The following is a 22,277-nucleotide window of genomic DNA, read 5'->3' on the forward strand; positions in this document are numbered from 1 at the left end:
AAGGGTGAATTGATATCGGCTTGGATTTGGCCTTGCCTACTTCGTCGCACGACCAGCAATCAGCCGTAAAGGTCGTTTTTTGGGATTGGTACACTATGATCATATTCGAATTATTCGTTTGGAGAGGTTGCAATGACCAGACTACTTGTTTCGGCTATCGCCATTTTTGCCAGTACATCCCCCGCATTCGCACAGTCCAATCGAAGTAACCCAACTGCTGATTACGCTCTGATCAACGGAGAGGTCCATACGATGGATGCAAGCAGAAGCATTGCAACCGCCGTGGGAATAGAAGGCGATGAAATTGTCTATGTGGGCGATGCGGCTGGATTGAAGGACGTCATCGGCATCGGTACCGAAGTCATCGACCTCAAGGGTAGAATGGCCCTTCCGGGTTTCGTTGATGGGCATATACATGCGGCCGCAGGCGGGTTGATCATGCTTGGCGTGGATCTGCAGACAGATGACAAGGACGAGCTGTTTTCCCGTATCCGCCAGGAAGCCGAAACCAACGACAACGACATAATTCTGGGCTACGGGGTCCGTTTCAACCCATGGACGGACGGAAATCCGACGGCCGCCATGCTCGATGAAATTGAACCTGATCGACCTGTGTTTTTGTGGGCAATCGACGGCCACGCGGCTTGGGTGAATTCCAAGGCGTTGGAAATGGCCGGTGTCGACAAGGACACGCCTGACACAGCGCCGGGTTTTTCGTTTTTTGAACGTGACACCGACGGCAACCCGACCGGGTGGATCGTTGAGGTGCCAGCCCAGATGCAGGTTCTGACATCGCTGATAGACATCAACCCCGAGTTCTTGGTGGATGGCGTTTCGAACTGGCTACAGCGCTTCGCTGCTGCCGGGATCACCGCAGTTCATGACCACGGCATTCAGGGGATGAGCCAGGAAGAAGGCTTTCAGATGATGGCCGATTTCGAGGAAAACGGAAATCTGCCAATACGCTTCATCGGCTCATACTACTGGAACGACGGGGCGATTGACCCCCTTCCCGGCACACAGGAGCTCAGCGAAAAGTTCGACTCCGAATTGGTCAAGGCTCGCTATCTGAAGATCAATATTGATGGTGGGGACGACAAATGGAATGCGCTCTATGTGGATCCATATGCCGACAAACCCGAACTTGAGGTCGACCCGATTATTCCGATCAGATTGGTCAAAGACGCGGTGATCCGCGCCGATGCCGCAGGCTTCAACGTCACGTGTCACTGCTTTGGAGATCTGGCGGTACGAACTCTTCTGGACGCCATTGAAACCGCAATCGAAGTGAACCCTGACCGTGAACGTGCGCACAAGATAACGCATGGCACCCTGGTTCATCCCGAGGATTACGCCCGGTTCGGAGAACTGGGCGTCATATATGACACGACCGGCGCGTGGATGACCTTTGACCCGCTCATGCAGTCCATTTCGACCTCCAGACTGGGTGAAGAACGCGTGCAGGCGATGTTTCCGGTGAACAGGGTCGCGGACGAGGGTGGCATATTCTCATTCGGTTCGGACTGGCCTGTGTCCGGGTACGTATCCGAGTATCGTCCGCTTGCAGCCATTGAGGCAGGGGTAACACGCCAATTGCGCGGTCGCGCGGATGTTCCGCCACTGGGCGGAGAAGAGGCTAAAATACCGCTGCAACTGGCATTGGAAGCACATACGATCAATGCCGCAAAAGGTATGGCAATGGACGGCGAGATCGGAAGCATCGAAGTCGGAAAGAAGGCCGATATTGTAGTGCTTGGGGAAAACCTGTTCGAAGTCGAACCATCAGCCATCTCGGATGTCGAAGTTGTCTACACGATCATGGGTGGCGCACTGACGCACCAGAAATCGGATTGAACCGGAGACTTCCTGAACTGCCTTAATTTCGACGACACGTCGCGGGCCGCCCCATTTGGGGCGGATGCTTCAGCTTGACGATGTGCCGAGTTCAAGCCCGGACTTTCTTTGGTCTTCGGAGAAATTCTGCCAAACGCGGGTGCCGACAGCGTGACCATCATCGCGCTTGGCGACGCACGAAAACTATCCTCAAACTTCAAGCCGGCGCACGTTCGAACCCGACCGTGGCCTCGCCTCCGGTTTCGGGCTGCAAGGTCTCGCAACTCGCCTTGCCGTTTTCTGCCAGGGCGCAACTGATCTGGCGCTGATGGATGTAGCCGTTGTCCTGGCAGGCAAGATTTCCAGGCTCGATCAGGTTCAGCTGACCTTGCGCGAATTGCGCCTGAACCGGACCTTCGCATGTGATCCCATCGTTCGACCGCATGACCTGCTTGCCGTTGCCATTGGTGTCGAAACACATCTGCCAGTCCCGATAGGTGCGGATTTCACCGGAATCGACGTCACGGGTGCGATAGGTGGTGTCAAGCGACCAGCATCCATAGAGCATTTCCAGATCCGCCTCGTTCCACCCCTCATCGTGCAGCGGTCCGGTGGCATCGGGTGGGGCCTTGACGCATTGCAGCGCGGCCAGTTCTCTCTCCAACTGAAAGATACGGCGTTCCAACTCCAGACCGGCTGCTTTCGACACACCCAGTTGCTGCTGCGCGACCAGTTGCGTTTGCGGCTTACAGCCTGTCAGGTCCCGCAGTATCGGGATCTGCAACGCACATGCCTGCAGGATCAGTGCCGCGGAAACACCGGCGAGGCCGACGATGCCGACACTGGCAATCATGACTGGCAGGGTTGATCTGACCGGCATATTCCTTAGCGATACCTAATAATTATCTCAAAAACTCCTCTGGCAGAGTTGCGGATATTAGGCCGTTGGTCAATCCGCCCCTTGCCTGAGCAGAATGACAGTTTTCGTTATTTTGCGGGGCGGGGAAGTCGGATAAACTGAAACCTGTATTGGTGGAGTTGGGTCGTGACTGTTTTGAGCCGTCTATTTCGAATTTGGTTTGTCTTGTTTCTTTTTGCCGGCACACCGGCCCACGCCCAGCATCAGGGGCACAACAAAACCCGCAGCGTATTGTGGTTCAACGCGATGCCCGATTACAGCCCCGAGGTTGTATCGCGGCACCGTCAGCAAATGGCCCAGTTCCTCGATCAGTATCGCGAAGGCAAGGTTTTCAATGTCACATACGAACGGAACCTGCAGGGTGGTGGCCTGGCGGCGGCTTTGCGGGGCGGGCAATACGATATTCTGATCCTGGACACAGCCAATCAACGCAAACGGATGAATGCTGAAGACGTGCAGGCCCTGCAGCAGTTTTACGGGGCAGGGCGCCGAACGCTGATGCTGGACGGATCTTTCGCGATCCGGAACATCAATCATAACCCGACCACGAAGTTTCCGGGCCGGAACGGATCAAGCGGGGCCATTCTGATCAATCAGCTGTCGGCGCTGGCCGAGCGGGGCGGCGGCGTTCTGATCGGGACGGACCATAATATCTGGCAGGTCAACGCCAACGCGGCGCTGGGCGCACTGGTGCCAGGCGCGCGCTTCAAGGGGACCACCAACCCGTCAACGGACGGCGACTTCATCGGCACAACGCTGATCGGTGGGCGCGAGTCCGTGAAGGCGCTGGATTTGCTGCGGCATTGGGAATCCGTGCCCAATCAGGGTGAGGCCCCGGTCGGTACGTTTCAGGATTTCAGCGGGCAGCAGATCGTGTTGTATTCGCTGGTCGAAACGGCTGACAAACCCGGTGGCGGGCGCAAGCGGCCTTATATCTCGGCCAGCTATTACCCCGGCGACAACCGTATCCCGATCGACAGCGACGAAGAGATTTTCGACAACCTGCCTACACACAAAAGCGGCAGTTGATCAGGTCGCCCCTTCGCGCAGCACTTCAGCGGGGTCCACACGCGCAGCACTGCGAGCCGCAAAAAAGGCGGCGGCCATCACAAACATCAGTGTCAGAACGATGATGACCAGGCTTTGAAGGAACCCCAGAACGACAAGACCGTTTTCTTCGGTCAGACCGCTGTCAAACAAACGCTCGGCCAGATTGCCCGCGATCCAGAACAGTAAGAAACTGACCAGCAAGCCGATCAATCCGCTGACAAATGCCTGAACGACGGGAAACATCCACAGCCTGCGGGGACCGATCCCCAACAACGCCAACGAGGCGAGGGTCTGACGCTTGCGCGCGACCTCACCCCAGAACCCGAAGACCAGCGCGGCGGCCAGACCCAGACTGGCAACCCCGGCTGTCAGCAGCAGTGCCAGATTCAGATTGCGTCCCAGGCTGAGGACGCCGCTGACCTCGGCCGTGCGGGCTTCGGTCTGCACGCCAAACCGCTGTTCCAGCCTTGATTGCAGGGCCGCCAGTTCGGTGATGTCGCGGGCAAAGACGCGCATTCCTTCGAATTCGGGCTTGCGTGCAGCGATGTCGCGCCCTTCGGTTATTCCATGTTCGGGCAGGGCGTATTCGTCATAAAAGGCTTCGACCAGATCCAGCACCTCGATATTGGCCAGAACGGACCGGCCGGACAGCGCGGAATCCGGAAGGATCACGACAAGTTCCAGCGGCAGCATCAATTGCCGTTTTCGCTCTGTAGCCTGCGTGAAAATCTGCACAGTGTCGCCTACAGTGAACTCGAGCTGGCGCGCCAGACTGGCGCTGAGGACCACCTGGTCTGCGCCCAGCTCAAGGCCCTTTGGCAAGGTCGGGTCACCTGTGCCCGACGGAACCAGAACAGCGTCCCTCTTGGCGACGGCCCCTTCCTTTCGGACATTGACGAAATCAAAGATCGACCGGGTTTTTGCCGTGGCAAAGGCCGTCTGTTCCCAGCCCGCCACCTCGGCTACGTCGCTTTCAACAAACGCGCTGTTTCCGGTGGTTTCGATCCGCAAGGTCGCCGGGTCGTTCAACAGCCGCCCGATCAGCGCGTCATAAACCCCGTTCTTGACGCCGAAGACCACCATGAGCGGCACCAGGACCCCGGCAAGAATTGCGACATTGCAGATCAAATGTACGCGTTGGCGCAACAGGTCGCGCAGGGCCAGCTCGATCATCAATCTCATGCCGCGTCCCCCGCTGTCGCCACGCCGGTCTGGCCGTGTAGTTGGCTGACGACGTTGGACTGGCTCGCCGGATCCACCAGTCCAAGGGCGATCCGGCGGAGCGAAAACTGGTCCAGAAGGTCCAGATCATGGGACGAGATGATTACACCGGCCCCGCCCGAAATGGCCATATCGATCAGCAACCCCATCGCGGTCGAGGCCGCCCCGGGGTCCAGCGCTGCGGTGGGTTCGTCCGCGATCACAAAGGCAGGGCGATGCGCCAGCGCACGGCAGATGGCAACACGCTGACGCTGACCGATGGACAACGCGCCGGGATAGAGCGCGGAAATTTCCGAGATCCCCAATCGCTGCAGCAACTCGCTGCACCATCCCGGATCATCCATACCGACAATCTTTTGCGACAGCGCAACATTGTCAGCCACGGTCAGAAACGGCAAAAGGCCGCCGCTTTGTGGAACGAACCCAAACATCGTCCCGCGAATTTCCGCGGGCGACATGCTGGGATTGTTCCAGATGCCGCCAAAATCCAGCCCATCCTCACCAACTCCGATCAGAAATTTCTTCGCCGTTGATGGACGCCGCAGCAACCCGAGTGTCTCAAGCAACAGGGTCTTGCCCGTGCCGCTGGGGCCGGTCAGGCCTATCGCTTCTCCCGAGGTCAGGCTTAGACCCGGAACATCCAGCGTAAACCGACGTTCCTGATCGCTCAGGCTGACCGAGACACCTTCAAGAAGCAGCTGAGCCGACACGGGTCAGGGCAACACGTCAAAGGGCATGGCAAAGACATGCTCGCCGTCAGGTGCGCCCTCATAAAGTGCAGTCCAGACGGTGCTGTCAAACAGCCACTTCCGATATTGGGTCAGTTTCTGGCGCATGCCATCGATCACGCTGCGGCGGAACATGGCGCTTTCGGCCCAGCGTTGCTCGCTCATGCCCAGAACCTGGCTTTGATAGGGCAGACGGTCCAGAAACTCCATCGCGCCGCCCAGCGTGTCGGCGTTTGCGTTGACCAGCAGGTCCGGGTTCTGCGCCATATCCGCGATCAGGCCCCGAACCTGCGAGAAGAAATCAAGCGACTGTTCCGAGCTTTGCGCGGTTTCGCCAAAGCGCACCAGATTGTCCAGAAACTCGGCCATGCTGGCCATCTCGTTCTTGGTCACCAGCAGGCGCGGTTCGATGGCAAGCCGGTCGGGTGCTTCGACAGCGCGATTGGACAGCCAGCCCTTGATCACGTCAGGGGCTTGCGTGCCTTTCTGTTCGCCCAGCCAGGCCAGTTGCATGGCGCGGCCCAGTTCGACCAGGCCTTCGCCGGCCTCTTCCGGGTTGAGCACCGTTTTTTCGCCCCGGACGATACGGACATGGTCGGTCAATGCGGTCACCAGCCGGGTGACGACGCCTTCGAATGCCTGTTCCGAGCCGCCTTCAATGGGGAAATAGTACTCCCGCCCGGCGAAGCGCGAAAGCTCACGGTATTTGGCCGCGGCATAAGCGTGATTGCCCTGCCCGTTAGGGGTTTTGAGGTGCAGCGTCATGACGACGATATTACGGCCTTCGGCGTCTTTCTGCAGTTCGACGGTTCCGATCTCGGACCGCGCGTTCGGATCCCGCGGGTCCTTCGGCCCAGCGTCGGTCACAAGAATGACATAGCGCGCATCGATCTTGTCGCCGTCACCCTTGGACAGTTCCCAATCAATCGTATCGATCGCATCCTCAACGCCAGCAAGGCTGTCCTCGTTGAAACCGGGCGAATTGGCGCGGGCCACATACGTTGCCTCGCCAATCGCAGACAGAACCGGGCTTTGATCCTGACGCCGTTCCACATCCATCAGAGTTTTGGTGCGGTATTCCAGCTCTGGTACAGCTTCGGTGTTGTCGCGAAATCCGATCACTCCGAAATTGACCAGCTTGCCGATTTCAGTGCCCTCAATCTGGCGCACTGTGTTCTGCAGAACGCGCTGTGTGGCCGCGATGTAAGGCTCCATCGACTGTGTCGTGTCCAGAACAAAGACGATGCCCACATCAAAGGCCGCCGGATCGCCCTGCAGTTCCTGTGCGCCAGCCGTATCCTCTTGTTTCGGGACCGAGGCCACCTGCATCAGCAGGACCTCGTCATAGGTCAGCGGATGCAACGCTTCGGTGAAATCGAGGATCGGCATCAGATACAGTTCGTCGCGGATATTGACGAATTCCTGTGGTTCGACCGAGACGACACCATTCTGACCGTCAACAACACCGGCCGAGGCTTCGGCGACCAGACGCTCCTGCACATCGCGCAGCGCTTCGTGGTTCATCAGCCAATCCAAGTTTTGCTGCGTATCGAACAGCAGTTGACGGCTGCGACCGGCGGAGTTGGTAAAGGCACCGACAATGTTCTGCTTCCAGGGTACGGTGCCGGGCTCCTGCACCCAGCCTTCGGGCGCGATATTCGGGCTTGGGCCAACTTCAAGCCAACCGTCTTGCCGTGCAAAGACATAAAGCGGCTGAAAGGCCGGATAGGTCGATTGCGCAGGGCCGTTTGCCGACGGGTGAAGTGTGGTACCGGGGCGGGTCAGGACCCGTTCATAGATTGTTTGGGCCCCTTCAAGCAGCAGGGGTTTGCGTTGCTGTGCCTCCGCACCAGCCGCCCCAAACGCCCAGAGCAATGCAAAGACGGCAACGAACCGGAGTATCAGGGCAGGGTGCATGGTTTTCAGGGTCCTCTGGGTCACTGGCAATAATCTTCAAACGCGCTTTTCGACAGGGAATCGGACTTGATCCGCAAACGTGTACAGACCGCTGCCAGGCGATCCGCTGCTTCCTGGGACCCGGCCTTGACGGCCCTGTCGTAATACTCGGCCGCCAGGGACGGCTTATCAGGGAATGTCAGGCCGATCTGACCTTCGATGACGTCATCCGTGACGCCGCTGTCGTAAATCGAGCCGAACAGGGCAAGCGCCTCGGCATCTCCGGCAAGGGCCGCTTTTTCGACAAGACCCAGTGCGTCATCGGCCGACAAACTACCACCGCATTCGCGCATTTTGCCTGCTACCGCGTCGAAACCTTGCGACGAGAGTTCGGCAAACTGAGACATTGCGCAGGCATTCTGCACCGCGGCCGGTTCAGGTTCGGGCGCGGGTTCCGGCTCAGTCACTTCGACCGGGTCATCTTCCGGCGTGGTGCCCGGCATCAGGAACAGATAGGCAAGCGCGGCAAGGACCGCTGCCACCACGACCCCGCCGATAATCAATCCGGACTTGCTGGATTTTCCTTCGGAATCTTCCTCTGACGTATCTGACGGGGCGACGCTGCCCTTGCCTTCCAGATTGCTTTCAGGTGACTTTGCGTCCCCATCATCGCCCACGTCGACACCACTTTCGGCATCGTCTGTCTGCGGTTGCGCCACCATTACGGTTGGTGCTTTGACTTCGGGTGCCGTGCCGGTGCCGCCGATGCCACCAATGACGGCCTCGTCCGGGCCAGCATTGATATCGTCAGGCCAATAGGTGTCCCAACTGCCGCCGCCCACTTCGATCCGAACGGGTGTATCTTCTTCGATGTGGTTTACAACCTCGGGTCCGACGACCAGTCGCAGCGTGTCCCCGCCCTGTTCGGCGGTGCGCGCCGGGATACTCGCTCGGTTCGGCTGCCAGCCATCCGCGCCCAGCCATTTCTGCTGATAGCTGTTGAACACCGCAACGCTGACCGGATCATCATCGGCGGTCGCACCGGATATGGTGATTTCGGCAAAGCCACCGCGAGGATGTTTGGGATCTGGTTTGATCTCGATCACGAGGGTTGCTCCGCGTTGACTGTCAGCTCGTTGAGGACGCCGCCCAGTTTGATGTTCTGTTCAATATTTACCGTGCCGGCATCACCGTCCTTGGCGTTTTCTACAAACAGCGCGTCCAATGCGAATACCCAATCCGTCCAGGTATCTGTCGCGGCTGCGCGCGGCACTTCCGGCAGGCTTTCGGCAGTATCTGCGCCCTTGTGTTTTTCGAACGCTTTCCTGCTTGCTCCTTCGCCAAGATCAATGTCCAGACCCTGTCCATTAAACATGTCGCGGGCGCCAAGCGTAGTGACAAAATTATTAATTCGTTCCGAGCAGACAATGGCGGCAGACGGCGCCTGCTTGTCGACGGTCAGGCTGTAAGAAATGCTTCGCAGCAGTTCCATAATGCCGCTCTGGACATTGGTGCGCGAGAAACCGTGCACCATTTCATTCACCAGATCGCCGGCTTTTTCCGGCGTCAGTTGGAAGATGGCCAGCCGTTCTTCATCCTCACGGAACCGGTTAAGGCCCTCGACCCAGACGGAAATCGCGGTATCTGCCTGAAAGGTTTCGGGTGTCATGGTGCGGATTGACTTTGTCTTTGGCTTGTCATCCTCGGCCTCGGGCGTTTCAGGCGGTGCTGCATTGGCCTGCGAGGTCGGGGCCGATGGTCTGGCCGGTGCGCCGGGACGTAACGGTGCGCCGGGGCGCGCCGGGCTTGCTGCGCTGGTCGCGGCCGCCGGCGTTACTGCGGCAGGTTTGTGCGCTTCGTTTGCAACCGCGTTCGTGATGCGGATTGACGAAGGCACCCGCGAAATCCGGTCCTGCACCGCATCCTGATCCACCGACAACGCATTCAGGAAGGCACCGAACCGGTGGTTGGACAAGGTCAGTTCAAGACTGTCGATGATACCGGCGGCGGCCAGTCTCTTTTCCTCGATCCGTTTTTCGACGTCATCGGAGATGTAGAACTGGGCCAGTTCCTGATACAGATTGGCGGCGACCGCTTCGATCTGATTGCTGATCTGGCGCAGTTTGCTTTCGGGTTTGCAGACTTTCGTCAGTTCTTCGATCAGATAGCTGACGCCACCATCGTTCAGGCCCAGGGCCGCTTCCCATGCCCGTTCGGGATCCTTGAAGTGCTTTTGCACCGGTTCCGCCTGAAGGCAGCCCGCCTTGAGTTCGGCCAGGCGGTTGACCTTGTCGGGGATGATCTCGACCTCGCGCTCATCCTCGTATTTGATCAGCGCTTCGATCGGATAATAGGGGTTTCGCAACCAGTAGCAGTTGGTGAACGGTTCGGTCCCGGCCCATTTGTGAACCCAAGACGTTGGCACCTTGCCGAACCCTTTCAGCAAGGACGCATCCATGCGCCGCTCGAACCGCTCGTAATCCTCGGCGCCCGAGGCGCTGTCGATCAGGTGTTTGTCGAACTTGGTCATCACGAAGAACAGAATACAGTCGTTCTTTGCCCGTTCATCCGGGGTCGCGCCGTGGGTCAGCTCGATCCACTGCTCGACCAGTCCCGGCAAGCTGAGCGTTTCCATGTTGCTGTCAGGCACACACAGCAGCATCGAGGTGATTTCCTGGTTCGAAACGTAGCGGTCGAACAGATAGGCCACCTTGCCGCGCAACAGCATGTTGGTCACGGCTTCTTCGGGATTGCGAAGGGTGACTGACAGCGGTGCCTCAAACCGGTTGCGGGCCCCGGGAAAGTCCAGCAGATCGGTTTCGGCAAACAGGGGTGACGGCTGTTCTTCCATCGGAAAGACCAGTTCCGCCGCCAGCGCGGTTGTCACCGCCCGGTTCAGCTGACCGTTTTGCCCGGCGGCGGTCTGGATATTCAGCATGTCCTCGCCCTCCGGTCCAAACAAACCCGACAGGGTGTTGACGTCGATGATTGAGGTCTCGCGCGGCTGCAGCGAATCCAGCGAGGCGTAGATCACCTCGGCATGGTTGATCGTCGCCAGCGCTTTAGACAGTTTGATGTACAGGTTGGTCAGCGGCTCGTACCCGCCCCACAGAATTGACAGGAACTGACCCCGGTCTTCGGGTGTCAGGCGCGGTGCCAGTTCGGCCGCTTCGTCCCAGAACCCGCCCAGATTGAAGGCGTATGACGATTTGCTGACCCATTTCTGGACGTAATCGGCAATCTCGTAGACTTCTTCATAGTCGATCCCGCCGGTGGGTGCTGGCTGCGCCTTGCCCGAATGAGTCGAAAAATGAGCCCCCAGCGATTCCGGCGTCGGCGGCTCTTCGGACAGGTCGCCATCCTCGTAGAAGCTGTTGATCAGGGTGCGCGCGATGTCGGCTTCCGTCAGCAGGTTGAGCTGGATCGGATACCCGTCCGGCGTCGGGGCCTTGGTCATGGTGAACCGCGTCACCAGCCCGGTGGACTCGCCGTCGCCTGCCGGATTCACCTGGCTGATATAGTCAAGCTTGCCGCCCGGGCCGTTGAAATCGGCCACCAGACGCCCCTCGTTCGGGCGGGCCAGAACCGAGACCAGAAAGGACTTGCCGGCCTGCGAGGGACCGAAAACACTGACGCTCATCTTGGTTTGCGAAGCGCGCCCCAGTCGTTCGGCCCGCCTTGCAGCTTTGCGCAGAACCTTGGGCAGATGGGCGACGCGGCCCTCGACGGTCTGCGCGTTCTCGGGATCATTGATCCATTCCAGCGCGGCGCGGGACAAGCGGGCGACATCGGTGCAGCGGTTGGTAAGGGCGTCTTGTTGGCTCATATCATCGTCTCACATCTTCAAACCGGATCAGACCTGGAACACGCCAGTGTCAATCCAGTATTCATCTTCGAACCCAAGGGTGTGCAGGCGCAGTATGACATCACTTGATTTCATCGCGCCGCCTTCGCCGTCTTCGACCTGATCGATCTCGAAGGCCTCGCGCATGGATTCCCGGCGCAGCTTGTCTTCGCTGGTTTCCCCATCGCTGTCGTCAAAGTCCGTCTTGCGCAGTTCGACCCGGATCGGCAGCGGGCGCGACTGGTTGCCGGTATCCGCAAAATCCAGCCGGAACAGCGGCGTGGTTGTCCAGCGGTCCAACGGTAACTGCCGCGATCCGATATAGACTGGCGAATAGAGGTTCACGGTCGCGGTGTCATTGCTGGACCCATCCGTGTCCAGATCGACATCCGAGAACAGGATGCGTTCGTCCGGGATCTGGCCGTTGATGTCCATCTCACCGACAAACCGCGCGGTCGAGCGCATCTGGAACGCGCCGGTCGTGACCTTGAAATTCGGGATACGGTTTTCCGAAAGCGCAATCAGCATACCGCCGACCGCAACGGTCGATTTCGGATCGCCGATCTTTTGCGAAACCGGATCCCGGAACGGGTACCAGCGCCCGGTTTTGTACTGGTGCATCGAGATCAGCCGGTGTGGCGACACAACCAGCATTTCCTCGACGATCGAGCGGATGGCCGGCAGGCGCGAGGGCCGTCCGGTCAGCAGCACGACATCAACGCCCAGATGGTCGATCACCTCGCACATGTTGCCCAGAACGCGCTGGAACACCTCGCGGCTGATCGCATCGACATCTTCGCGCGAGCTGGTCAGGACCAGATCGGCCAGCCTCCAGTCGCGTGCACCAAGGGCCGCCGCCGCGTCTTCGACATATGACAGGATGTCAGAGCCGACCTCGCGGCCGCCATTCGCATCGGGTGTCGGCTCGGTTGTTGGTGCTTCTGCTACCTCTTCTTCACCTTCAGGCCGATCTTCGGGATCAACCGGCTCTGGCATACCCAGAATGCGGGCCACGGGCAGGTCGAACCGGTCGAACTCTTCCGAGGTTTCGCAGTGGGCCAGAGTTGCCTCGGCCAGTGGCACAAGCACGCGCAGCGAGAATTGCCGGCGTCGCTGAACGGCCTGCTGATCCTGTCCGCCGATGTCGCCGCCGAACAGCTCGCGCAGCTTCTCGGCCACGTAGACGCCGCCCGCAGCTTCGATGGATTCCTGAATGCGCGGAATGATGATGGCGCTGACCACTCGGTGAACCAGGTCATCACCCGCGATGCGGAACCCCTCGCGGAACGTCTGTTCGGGGTGCAGAACCCGGTTGGCTTCATTCCGGTAGGTGGTGATCATCAGGTCGGTTGTGCCACCACCCACATCAATGCTGGCCAGTCTCAACGACGGCTCCTCGGCCCCCGACGGGGACATGCGGGGCTTGCCCTTGAGGTTGATGAACGTATCGATGCGCCCGTCGAATTTCTGTGTCAGCTCGCTGTAAAGGTAAACAAGCTGGGTACACGACGCTTCGTCCCAGTCCACCATCACCTCGGGCTTGGTCGAATAGGGCTTCTGAGCGCTGTCCAAACCCAATTGCTGCCAGATCAGGCCAAGCGCACCTTGCGTGCGCGAACGGATGATGGCCTGTTCCTTGATCGGTGTGGCGGTTGGCAGGCTCAGGATGATGCGGTTCAGACGGCGTGGCAGATCCGATTGCGCCCGGCGGGATCGCCCGGCGGGATCGTTGATCTGGATCAGCGCGTGCGCAATGATCTCGCCCATCATGAACCCGAACAGCGAACTGCGCGAAAAGCGCGGCCGGATGGCCGGAGTGCTGGGTGTTTCGCCCCGGCGGCGCAGGCGTTGTTCTTCCTCATACCGGACCTGCTTCATCACGTCGCCCGCCTCATTGAGGTGGCGCATGGCAGATCGCACCGCCTTGGGCAGGTTGTTTGGGTCCATGTGATTGTGGAACCGCCAGTCCTGCTGAACGGCGGCGCTGTCCCATAGGTATCGTTTCGGTGACGAGAGACCGGACAGGGTTTCCGTCCCTTCCTCGCCCTGAACCAGCCGCACCGCTTCGGGGCCGATGCGCACGAAGCTGGGCCACAGGAACGCGTTGCGCCGTCCCGAACGACTGGCATAGCGATCATCGCCGAACCGGACATCGGAAAACTCGACCCGGCTGGGGAACAGACCGCTGTAGTAGAATTCCGGCTTGCTGAGATCGCGGATTTCCAGCGGGAAGGACCGCGCCAGATCGACACGTGTTTCACCCGGAAACTGCTCGATCAGAATGCCGCAGGTACGGCTGTTGCCGACGTCCAGAACCAGATCGACATTCACCGGTGTAACAGCGTCCCGCTCGCTGACGGTATTGGCAAAACGGACGGTCGGCGGGTTCGCGGTATTCTGTACGACCTGCAGATAAGCCAGGTATCGTGCCCAATGTTCGAACCGGTGCGGCAGGTCCTCTTCCGCGAAACGGCGTCCGGGCCGTTCAGCGCGCTTGAAGTTGATGAACAGCTCCTTAAGCCACTCCGACACCCAGCGCTGATGATCCAGCATGTTGCCGTCTTCGTCCGTTTCGGGACGGCGCAGGAACCATCTCATGTCGTTGGGTTCGGTCACCAGTTTGAAATCGCGGGCCTTTTCGGCATCCGATTTCTCAGGCGCGACGTAATTCATGTCCTGCTGATGATCCACCAACGTGGTGTCCAGCGCGATCTGGATCCTGTGGGTATGCCCGGTTTCGGCGTCCGGTTCGGCCAGTTCGACGGTTCGCATACGCGCCCAGCTGGACGGGCCGGGGTCGAACTGCAATTCACCGGCATGGCCGCGCTGGCTTTTCTGGCGCAGGAAAGGCACCGGCACCCATTTGTCCAGAAACGGGTCCAGCGCCGCAGTTGGCCGAACCGAATATTCGTCGTCATCGTCTCGCCGCGCGTCCAGGATTTCGGCGTCGCGCGTGTCCTCGCCGGACAGCGGGAACAGGGTCAGAATGTTCTCACCATCCTGCTCGCCCGTGACCCTTTCAATATATCGCAGAGGGCGCATTTCGAGCTTGGAAATGTCAAAGCCGAAATCCAGCATTTGAATTCCCGAAAACGGAATCAGAGTGATTTCTTCGCGCAAATTCGCGAGTTTGCGAATTTGTGGTTTCCGATCCCTGAGCATCAGTTTCCCTTTCCAACTTCGTATTGTTTGGTCCATGCGGGTTGGCCGCTTGTGACGGAACCATTGAATATTTTGGTCTCGACCCCGTCCTTGATACGCAATCGGAAGGATTGCGTGGTGCTTTGGCCGTGGGGGTCAAACAACGAGACTGCGATATTGTACGGTCCATTGGCCGGGGCGTCGAAATACATGCTTTCGATTGCGTTGGGCACGGCCGTACGAATGTCGTGATTGCCGCCGATATCCAGGTTGCCACCGCAAGCCGCGCGATTGTCGTAGTTGATGATCTGATTGCCCGGGCACCGCACATCCATATGTAAGTCCGCAACCGAGTCCCACAGCAACGAAATCGTCAGTTTTCCTTCGCGTGCACCGCGTTCAGCCAGTCTTTCGCTGTCGATATCCGGAACCAGTTGCGCCCGGTCTTTCGGGTCGGGGATCGGCGCTGTTGCCTTGTCAGGCTGACAGGCGCGGTCGGCAATGCCGATGTCTTTCTCGAGGCTGGCGATCCGGTCGCGCAGCCAAAGTGTTCTGCGTTCTTCTTCGGATGCCTCCACACCCGGCGGCGGGCAGTAACTGGGCAAACCCGGAATGCGCAGGGCGCAGGCTTCGACCATCAGATACAGGATGGCTGCGATCATCAGCATCAGCAGCAGCCAGCCAAACCACATCAGCCACCAGAGGTTTAACGGACCACGATCAGCCGCCGTGGCCTGCGCTTCTCCGGCGGATGCCGGTGCCGCTGCAGCAGTGGCCGCAGCAACCGCTGCCGCCTTTTCCGTGGCTTTCTTCTGTGCTCTTGCAGCCCCCTCCTTGCCACTCAGGTCGCCTGCAACCGCGGCCTGATTGTCCGAGACCCAGGCCCAGTTCAACAGCACGGGCTGACGTGTTTCGCCATCCGTCAGTACGTAGATGCAACCATCATCGGGATAACGTGTTGCGTTGGACAGGGCTTCGCCAAGCCGCTGCTGGTCCGGGTCGTTGCTGTCCAGCAGGGATTGGCCCAATTCGCGGATGTCCGACAACAGGCCCTGAAGGTCCGCGTCGATGGCGGCGCGCTCCTCCTCTTCGAATGTGTCCAGCCTGTGGGGTTTGCCGCCCGTCACGGCATACCAGTCGAACCGATCCCCGTACTGGGTCGCCACTGGTTCGGCAAACAGGGCTGCGTGACGTTCGCCCAATTTGTCCCGAATCGTGCCCGAGATCAGTTCGAATGACCGCTGCGGTGCCGTTCCCAGCGGGGAAAGCCCTTGCGTCGACGTATTTGCGAGGAAAGCTTCAAACATCGTTGCGGCTCACTCGGATTTGGGCGTCAGCGCCGGCAGTTTCGGAAGCGCGTTGGTTTCCGGGGCGGGGCTTTCAGGTGCCGCCCCCGACGCCTGTGCGGTTTCCGGCGGCAGCGGGCGCTGAACCTGCGGGGCGCAGGTTTGTGTCACAACGGCGGGAAGCGCGCCTGTGTCGGCAAGAAAACGCATCAGGTCGCCGGTAGACAGCGCGAAATTCAGGCTGCGCATCGGGCCCACTTTGACAAAGGTATTCACGCCAACCAACCGGCCGCACATATCAACCAGCGGACCGCCCGAATTGCCTTTGGAAATCGGCGCTGAATGCACAACCACTTTGGTTTGCGGTGGCAGTGTCTGTTCGGCCGATACAGTGCCGTCCGTCACCGCCAATTCCGGAACGGCGGTTCTGTCACCGGACCGGAGTTGTTGGAAATTCGCGTCACTTTGCAGCAGATCACCCGGGTAGCCCGCGGCGATAACGGATTGCAGGCGCAGCGATTCCGCGGAATCCAGCACGTTGAACGAAGGCTGTTGTGCGCCTTGAACACGCAACAGCGCAAAATCCCCGCCTGTGGACTGGAACGGGCCAAATGTCTTGAGAACCTGCGCTTCTCTCAGTGAACCGAGCGCATTGTTGGTTACATAAATCGTTGCACCCGGCGACGCGATAACGTGGTGATTGGTGACCAGAAGGTCCGGGCCCACAAAGAAACCTGTCCCGCTGCCCAACCCTTCGGGCGACGGGGCGAGGACCATGGCTGTCCGCTCCTCGATATAGGCAAGCAGCGATTTGGTGTCCTTGGGGTTATCGGAATCCTGAATTTTCACGCGCTCCGGATTGGGTGGCAGAATAGAGGTTCTGTCAGCGGGGCGCACTGCGCCGGGTATGTCGGCGCGGTCATTCGGATCGGGCGGCAGCAACCCTTCGATCGTGCGACCGTTGGGCATCAGCAAGGTGCCATCCGCTTCGCAAACCGCGCCATCCAGCGCAAACTGCAGGTCTGCCAGACGCTGTTCCAGCGACTTGTTGGTGCTAAGAACCGCCGCAAGTGCAGCCTCGTCAGTAACCGCGCGGTCTTTGGCAAGGTCCGGGAAAATGCGATTTCCGGGGATCAGCAGCCAGATCAGGACGCCGCCGGCCAGCAGAAGCAGCAACAGTAACGGCAGCCAGGCCCAAAGCGGCACCCGCTGCGGTGTTGCCGATGCCTGAGAAGGCGGAGGCGGCGGTGTTGGATCGGCCGTTGCGGCTGCTGCTGCGACCGGAGCCGCCGTGGCTGCCGCTGCTGTCGCTACCGCCGCGTCTGGCGCAGGAGTTGCCGGGGCAGCAGCCTGTTTCTGCGCGGCCATTTCCTGCGCTTCGACTGATGACAAAGGCGGTGCAGAAGGCAGGGGAAGAAAACGCCCAAGAGTTTGCGCATAGTGTTTCGCGCGTGTTTCGGTTTCGCGGCTGGCTCCGGCGGGCAACATGCCCCAGTTGATGATGACCGGTGTTCCGTCCACGGACCAGACATCGTTCATGTCAGGGATATGAAGGGCGCTGCCAATCAGGCTTCCGGTCTGCTCGTTGCCCAAGGCGGTCTGAAGTGGCGCCAGCCTGCGGGTCAGCTCCTGCCCCAGCGAGTTCTGCGCGGCGTCATCCAGACGATTGAACGGCGTCGCATTTCCCTTGATGTCGGTATACCACGACACCGACGGAGCCACCTGATCGTTTCCCCGGCTAAGCAGCGGTTCGGCAAAAAGGTGCGCCGTTTCCTCACCCCCATGCGCGGTGAGCGCGTCCAGCAGAGCTGGATAGGCCTCAATCGCAAGCTCGTCTCCAGCCTCAAGGCACTGGCCCAGTTCGATTTGCGTCTTAGTCAGAAAGTGTTCAGCCATCAGTTGCCCCTTGCGGGTCGGCGGAATTCGACGGTTGTCGAACTGCCGACTTCTGGTTGCGTCACGACACAGCTGGCCGTGCCGGATTCATTCAGTTTACAGCTGCTGCTCAGGCGGTAGATGTATCCGCCGTCGCTGCATTGCAGGTTGCCGGGTTCGTCGATAATCAGCGATCCATCAGCTGCGAACGCGCCGGCCACCGGTCCGGCGCAGCTGTTGCCGTTATCGGCACGCATTTCTTCGCGCCCATTGCCACTGGCGTCGAAACACATGGTCCACTGGTTGTAATCAGTCTTCACGCCGGTCCGTCTGTTGGTGGTCACAAACCGGGAATCCAGTTCCCAGCACCCTTCCAGCAATCCGATACGCTGATTGTCCCAGTCCTGAGGGTCGATCTTGTCGGGTAAGGGGGCCAAATCGGGCAGCGCGGCCTGTTGCGGGGCCTTGGGTTCGCACTGCAACAATGCAAGCTCGCGTTCGTGCCGCAAAATGCGATCGACCAGTTCCTGGTTTTGTCGTTCGAGTGCCGCCAGCCTCTGTTCAGCCTGCTCGGCCTTGTTGACCGGGCACCAATCCAGCCAGGTTCCTGCGACCCGATCATTTGCGCCGCATGCAGGAACAAGCGCGGCGGCAGACCAGGCAACAATCGCGATCAACACACCAGTCGTCAAAAATGCCAACACAGCCCGAAACAAAAGAAAAATAGCCCCCTACAAATTGAAGATAAGTAAACGTGACTCATAACTCATGGTCAACGCAAATCTCAGAATTTGGCCAGTTACAGAACTTGTCACACAGCCGCGCTTACAAAAGCTGTCATTTCAAACTTCTAACCGCACAGCCTACCATTTTAGGCAATGGTAAAATCGTCCGGAGAGTTCGAGATGTTTGACTTTGAAAACACAGCAGGACCAGTTACCGAAAGTTCACTGTTGTCCGTTTCCGGAGGCGGTTTGCTGGGCGTTATCCCGGCTGCCATGTTGCTGCGTATCGAGGCCCTGGGGAAAGAGAAATATGGCCCCCATTATCGCCTGTCCGACAGCTTCGATTCCGTGTCCGGATCCTCGACCGGGGCAGTGATTGCCGCCGGCGTCGCGCTGGGCCTTTCCGCTCAGGATATCGCGGATTTTTATTTGCAGGATGTGCCGCGCGGTTTCAAACGGCGCAAGCGGGCTGTACCGCTCTTGCAGGACATCTTCGACGGTGATCTGCTGCACAGCTTCTTCGAACAGCGCACGCAGGGGCGGCTGCTGGACCGCAACGATCTGGAATGCGACCTGACATTGCTGGCCAAAGACCTGCAGCGCGGGAATTCGATCGCGTTTACAACGATTGACTATGGTGTGGACCGTGTATTGTCCGCCGAAATCCGATGCGAAAAACTGCCTCTGTCCGACCTTTTGCGCGCCAGCACTGCAGCCCCCGGTCTGTTCTCGCCGGTGTCCATGACATTGCGCGGCGTGGGCGAGACCCGTCTGGTGGATGGCGGCTTTAGCCTGTTCAATGATCCGTCTTACCTGCTGACCCGTCTGACCAGGGCTCGTGGTGTGCAGCGCATTGCGCTGACCTCGCTGGGTACGGGCAGTTCGCGCCCTGTTTATTCGGGCAATTCGCTGACAGACAAAGTGTCAGTCTTCAGGGCCTTCCGTGGCCTCTTCGGCCTGATCAAGGATGGTGAGGCGCTGTCTCGGGAGCTGATGCGTGATATGGCAGACATGTTAGGTTCGGGATTGCAACACACCCATTACGACATGAGCCTGACCCGCGACACCTTCGATGCGCTTGGTTTTGAACTTGAGCCCGGTGAACTGCGCAACATGCGCAAAATCGCGGATTTTTCAGGGAAGGAAAGGCTATTTGAAGCAGCGCAACTGTTGGCCGAAGCAACGATTGTTGAGCCTCTGCCGTTGGTTGGAAACCTGCAGGCAGCCTAGGGAATTGACAGTTCAAATCATATCGTCCCCAATCGGAGAAAACGGATAGTACATCATGAATACTGTAGATGTTTCATATTTGGACGGTGTTCCGGAAAAGAAAGCTTCACGCATTGCCATTCTGGATGCGCAAAAGCTGATCATCGGCGACGAGGGTGCGACAGTCACTGTTCTGGACGTTGAAACCCTGACGGATGACCAGGCGAATGAACGTCTGACACAGGTTGCACAGAACGCGGCACGGGTTCTGGTTCTTTTTTCTCTGTCCCACGGGGTCAGTTTTCGCAATCGCCGGGACGAGCTGATTGCGCTTGGCGCGGACGACGTCATGTCGGCCACCGGGGCGGATGAAGAGTTTCTGACCCGGGTGCAGGCGCTTCGGCATCAGGCGCAGCCTCCGCGCGTACTGATTGTGGAAGATGAAGAGGAAATCGGAGACTGGGCGGTGGATGTCCTGCGCGAGGCCGGTATGGACGCCCTGCGTGTACGCACCCTGAAGGATGCGCAGAACAGGTTCGAAGCCGGACCGGTTGACGCGCTGGTCGTGGACCGGGGCCTGCCGGATGGGGACGGGCTGACCTTCATCTCGCGTCTGCGTGACCTCGGCATCCGAATTCCGGCCCTGTTGTTCACCGCACTGGATTCCATCGAGGAACGTATCCGCGGGCTCGAGACCGCGCGGGCAGATGACTACATCTGCAAGCCGGTTCACGAGGCCGAGTTGCGCGCGCGCGTTCAGGTGCTATTGCGTCCCTTGGTTTCGGAAGAAACGATGGTGTTTGGTCCGCTTGAGATCAGCCGTAAGGACAGGATCGTCCGGTGGCGCGGCGCGCGTGTCGAACTGCGGCCGAAAGAATGCGAAATGCTGATCTACCTGGCCGAGCGCGACGGCCTACCGATCCCCAAGCGAATGATCTATCTGGACGTTTGGCAAAAGACGTTCATGGATGTCGGCTCGAACCCGGTGACGGCGGCCCGGCACCGGCTGGTGCGCGATTTCAAGTCCGCCCTGGATTCGCGCGGCGAGACGTACCCGGAATTCCTGGAAACCGATGGGGATGCCTATGTTTTCCGGTCCGAGGCATTGCTGCGCATTCCCGCTGATGAAAGCCCGGATCAGTGATCCACCTGATCGGAGAAAACCCGAAACTGTCCCGCATGGTAACGGGACAAGGGCTGTTTTACGCGGCGCTTGGTGTTTTCCTGACATTGGCGGCAATATTCTGTCTGTCCGTATTCTCGGCGGCAGACAGGGCGGACCGGCAGACCCTAAAAAGCGTCGAAGCGCAGATGTTGCGTATTCTCGAAGACAGTGGCGTCAGTGGGCTGGCCACCGCGTTCGATCGGTCACGCAACATAGTTCTGCCGGGCACCGATCGGCTGGAACTGGCGATCTGGCAGATCAGCGGAGATCGCAGGCGCGTTCTGCTGGAAACAACACCGGGCGCAGCCAGCGCCCTTGAGCACGGGCAGGGACATGCGTCGCTGGATGGGGCCGACTTTGAAACCAGATCGGTTGATGTTGCAGCGGCCTCACAGGACTGGGCGCTGCCCGTTGGGGATGTGGCGCTTGTCTTTGGAATTGAATCGCCCAGTTTCGAAACCCAACGCGCACGTTGGCTGGCGCTTGCCATTGCCGGTGTCTCACTTGTCGTGTGCGGTTTGATGATCCTGTTGCAGATCGCCCATTGGCAACGGTACCGACGCAGTCTGCAACGGGTGAACCGGTTGCTTGAGCGGTATTCTTCGGGCGAGACCGGCATTCGGTTTGAAGATGAAACGCCCGCGCCGGAATTGCGCGAGCTGGGTCGCCAGTTGAACGAAGCGCTGCCCAAGATTGACGGGCTGTTCGCAGATTTGCGTGCCCTGTCCGCCCATCTGGCGCATGAGTTGCGGACACCGCTTCAGAATATTCGCAGCGGCATGCGGAAGCTGCTGAATGCACAAAACGCGCAGGACAGGCAGATTCACGCACAGCGTATCGACATGGGAATAGATGCCGCTGACGCCCGCCTGCAATCCATCATGCAATTGTTCCGGCTTCAGGCCGATGCAGATATCCGGCTGGAACCAGACGTCCCGCTGGGGGATTTGCTGGAAGACCTTGTTTACGATTTCGAAGAAGACCTGCAGGCAAACGGGCGAAGTCTGGTTCAGCACATAGACAAGTCGCTACGTGTCACCGGCAACTCGCATCTTCTGGAACTCATGCTGTCGAACCTCTTGTCCAACGCCGTAAAATACGCTGCCGCAAACAGCGAAATCCGGGTCGAATTGACCGGGGATGCGACACGATTCGACCTCAAGATTTCCAATGCCGGGGCCTTGTCGCAAGGCTTTACCGAGCATGCGTTCGAGCGTTTCGCGCAAGGTGCCGAGCATTCCGGTATTACCGGGTATGGGTTGGGTCTGGGGTTGGTGAAAGCGATTGTGCAGAAACATCGTTTTTCGGCCAGCCTGGCGGAAGATGCAGGCGGCGGGCGGGTCGTTGCATCGGTATCCGGCGCGGCATCGGGCGGGGGAGGGTAG

General features: G+C 59.3%; 15 protein-coding genes. 5 read left to right on the forward strand and 10 right to left on the reverse strand.

Annotation, left to right across the window (positions count from 1 at the left end):
* Positions 1–132 precede the first annotated feature (132 nt).
* Positions 133–1,854 (forward strand): amidohydrolase, encoded by a 1,722-nt coding sequence (locus ACR1XU_RS18765; RefSeq protein ID WP_480907604.1) that lies wholly within the window; start codon positions 133–135, stop codon positions 1,852–1,854.
* Positions 1,855–2,050: 196 nt separating this feature from the next.
* Here the strand turns inward: ACR1XU_RS18765 and ACR1XU_RS18770 are convergent, their stop codons facing one another.
* Entirely contained in the window at positions 2,051–2,713 is a 663-nt protein-coding gene (locus tag ACR1XU_RS18770; protein WP_480907605.1) for a hypothetical protein, read from the reverse strand.
* A 165-nt stretch (positions 2,714–2,878) separates the two neighbouring features.
* Between ACR1XU_RS18770 and ACR1XU_RS18775 the strand changes: the two genes are divergently transcribed.
* Positions 2,879–3,781, forward strand: coding sequence for a hypothetical protein (locus ACR1XU_RS18775; protein WP_170615818.1), 903 nt, complete (start codon positions 2,879–2,881; stop codon positions 3,779–3,781).
* Here ACR1XU_RS18775 and ACR1XU_RS18780 read toward each other — a convergent pair whose 3' ends face one another.
* Genes ACR1XU_RS18780 through ACR1XU_RS18820 form a run of 9 tightly spaced genes read right to left on the reverse strand, consistent with a single transcriptional unit; the run spans position 3,782 to position 18,470 of the window.
* Entirely contained in the window at positions 3,782–4,984 is a 1,203-nt protein-coding gene (locus tag ACR1XU_RS18780; protein WP_480907607.1) for an ABC transporter permease family protein, read from the reverse strand. It abuts the gene before it with no gap.
* Entirely contained in the window at positions 4,981–5,733 is a 753-nt protein-coding gene (locus ACR1XU_RS18785) for an ABC transporter ATP-binding protein (RefSeq protein WP_480813850.1), read from the reverse strand. Before ACR1XU_RS18785 ends, ACR1XU_RS18780 begins: the two co-directional genes overlap by 4 nt.
* Before the next feature lie 3 nt (positions 5,734–5,736).
* Complete coding sequence (locus ACR1XU_RS18790; RefSeq protein WP_480907609.1) at positions 5,737–7,692, reverse strand: vWA domain-containing protein; 1,956 nt, start codon at positions 7,690–7,692, stop codon at positions 5,737–5,739.
* The gene (locus ACR1XU_RS18795; RefSeq protein ID WP_480907611.1) at positions 7,689–8,753 is read right to left on the reverse strand and encodes a hypothetical protein; all 1,065 of its coding nucleotides are present in this window, start codon (positions 8,751–8,753) and stop codon (positions 7,689–7,691) included. Before ACR1XU_RS18795 ends, ACR1XU_RS18790 begins: the two co-directional genes overlap by 4 nt.
* Positions 8,750–11,473, reverse strand: coding sequence for a virulence factor SrfC family protein (locus ACR1XU_RS18800; RefSeq protein WP_480907613.1), 2,724 nt, complete (start codon positions 11,471–11,473; stop codon positions 8,750–8,752). The genes ACR1XU_RS18795 and ACR1XU_RS18800 overlap by 4 nt, the downstream gene beginning before the upstream one ends.
* 27 nt (positions 11,474–11,500) lie before the next feature.
* The gene (locus ACR1XU_RS18805) at positions 11,501–14,689 is read right to left on the reverse strand and encodes a virulence factor SrfB (protein ID WP_480907615.1); all 3,189 of its coding nucleotides are present in this window, start codon (positions 14,687–14,689) and stop codon (positions 11,501–11,503) included.
* Positions 14,653–15,939, reverse strand: coding sequence for a hypothetical protein (locus ACR1XU_RS18810; protein WP_480907617.1), 1,287 nt, complete (start codon positions 15,937–15,939; stop codon positions 14,653–14,655). Before ACR1XU_RS18810 ends, ACR1XU_RS18805 begins: the two co-directional genes overlap by 37 nt.
* 9 nt (positions 15,940–15,948) lie before the next feature.
* Complete coding sequence (locus ACR1XU_RS18815) at positions 15,949–17,814, reverse strand: S1C family serine protease (RefSeq protein WP_480907619.1); 1,866 nt, start codon at positions 17,812–17,814, stop codon at positions 15,949–15,951.
* Positions 17,814–18,470 (reverse strand): hypothetical protein, encoded by a 657-nt coding sequence (locus tag ACR1XU_RS18820; protein WP_480907621.1) that lies wholly within the window; start codon positions 18,468–18,470, stop codon positions 17,814–17,816. Before ACR1XU_RS18820 ends, ACR1XU_RS18815 begins: the two co-directional genes overlap by 1 nt.
* Positions 18,471–18,698: 228 nt before the next feature.
* On the opposite strand from ACR1XU_RS18820, the gene ACR1XU_RS18825 reads away from it, so the two are divergent.
* The 3 genes from ACR1XU_RS18825 to ACR1XU_RS18835 are packed head-to-tail and all read left to right on the forward strand — an operon-like array spanning position 18,699 to position 22,277.
* Positions 18,699–19,748 carry a patatin-like phospholipase family protein gene (locus tag ACR1XU_RS18825; RefSeq protein ID WP_480907623.1) on the forward strand — a complete coding sequence of 350 codons (1,050 nt, stop codon included), beginning with the start codon at positions 18,699–18,701 and terminating at the stop codon, positions 19,746–19,748.
* A gap of 55 nt (positions 19,749–19,803) precedes the next feature.
* Entirely contained in the window at positions 19,804–20,871 is a 1,068-nt protein-coding gene (locus tag ACR1XU_RS18830) for a response regulator transcription factor (protein ID WP_480907625.1), read from the forward strand.
* Positions 20,868–22,277, forward strand: coding sequence for a sensor histidine kinase (locus tag ACR1XU_RS18835; RefSeq protein WP_480907627.1), 1,410 nt, complete (start codon positions 20,868–20,870; stop codon positions 22,275–22,277). The genes ACR1XU_RS18830 and ACR1XU_RS18835 overlap by 4 nt, the downstream gene beginning before the upstream one ends.

The sequence above is a fragment of the Ruegeria sp. D1(2025) genome (genome assembly GCF_056536425.1).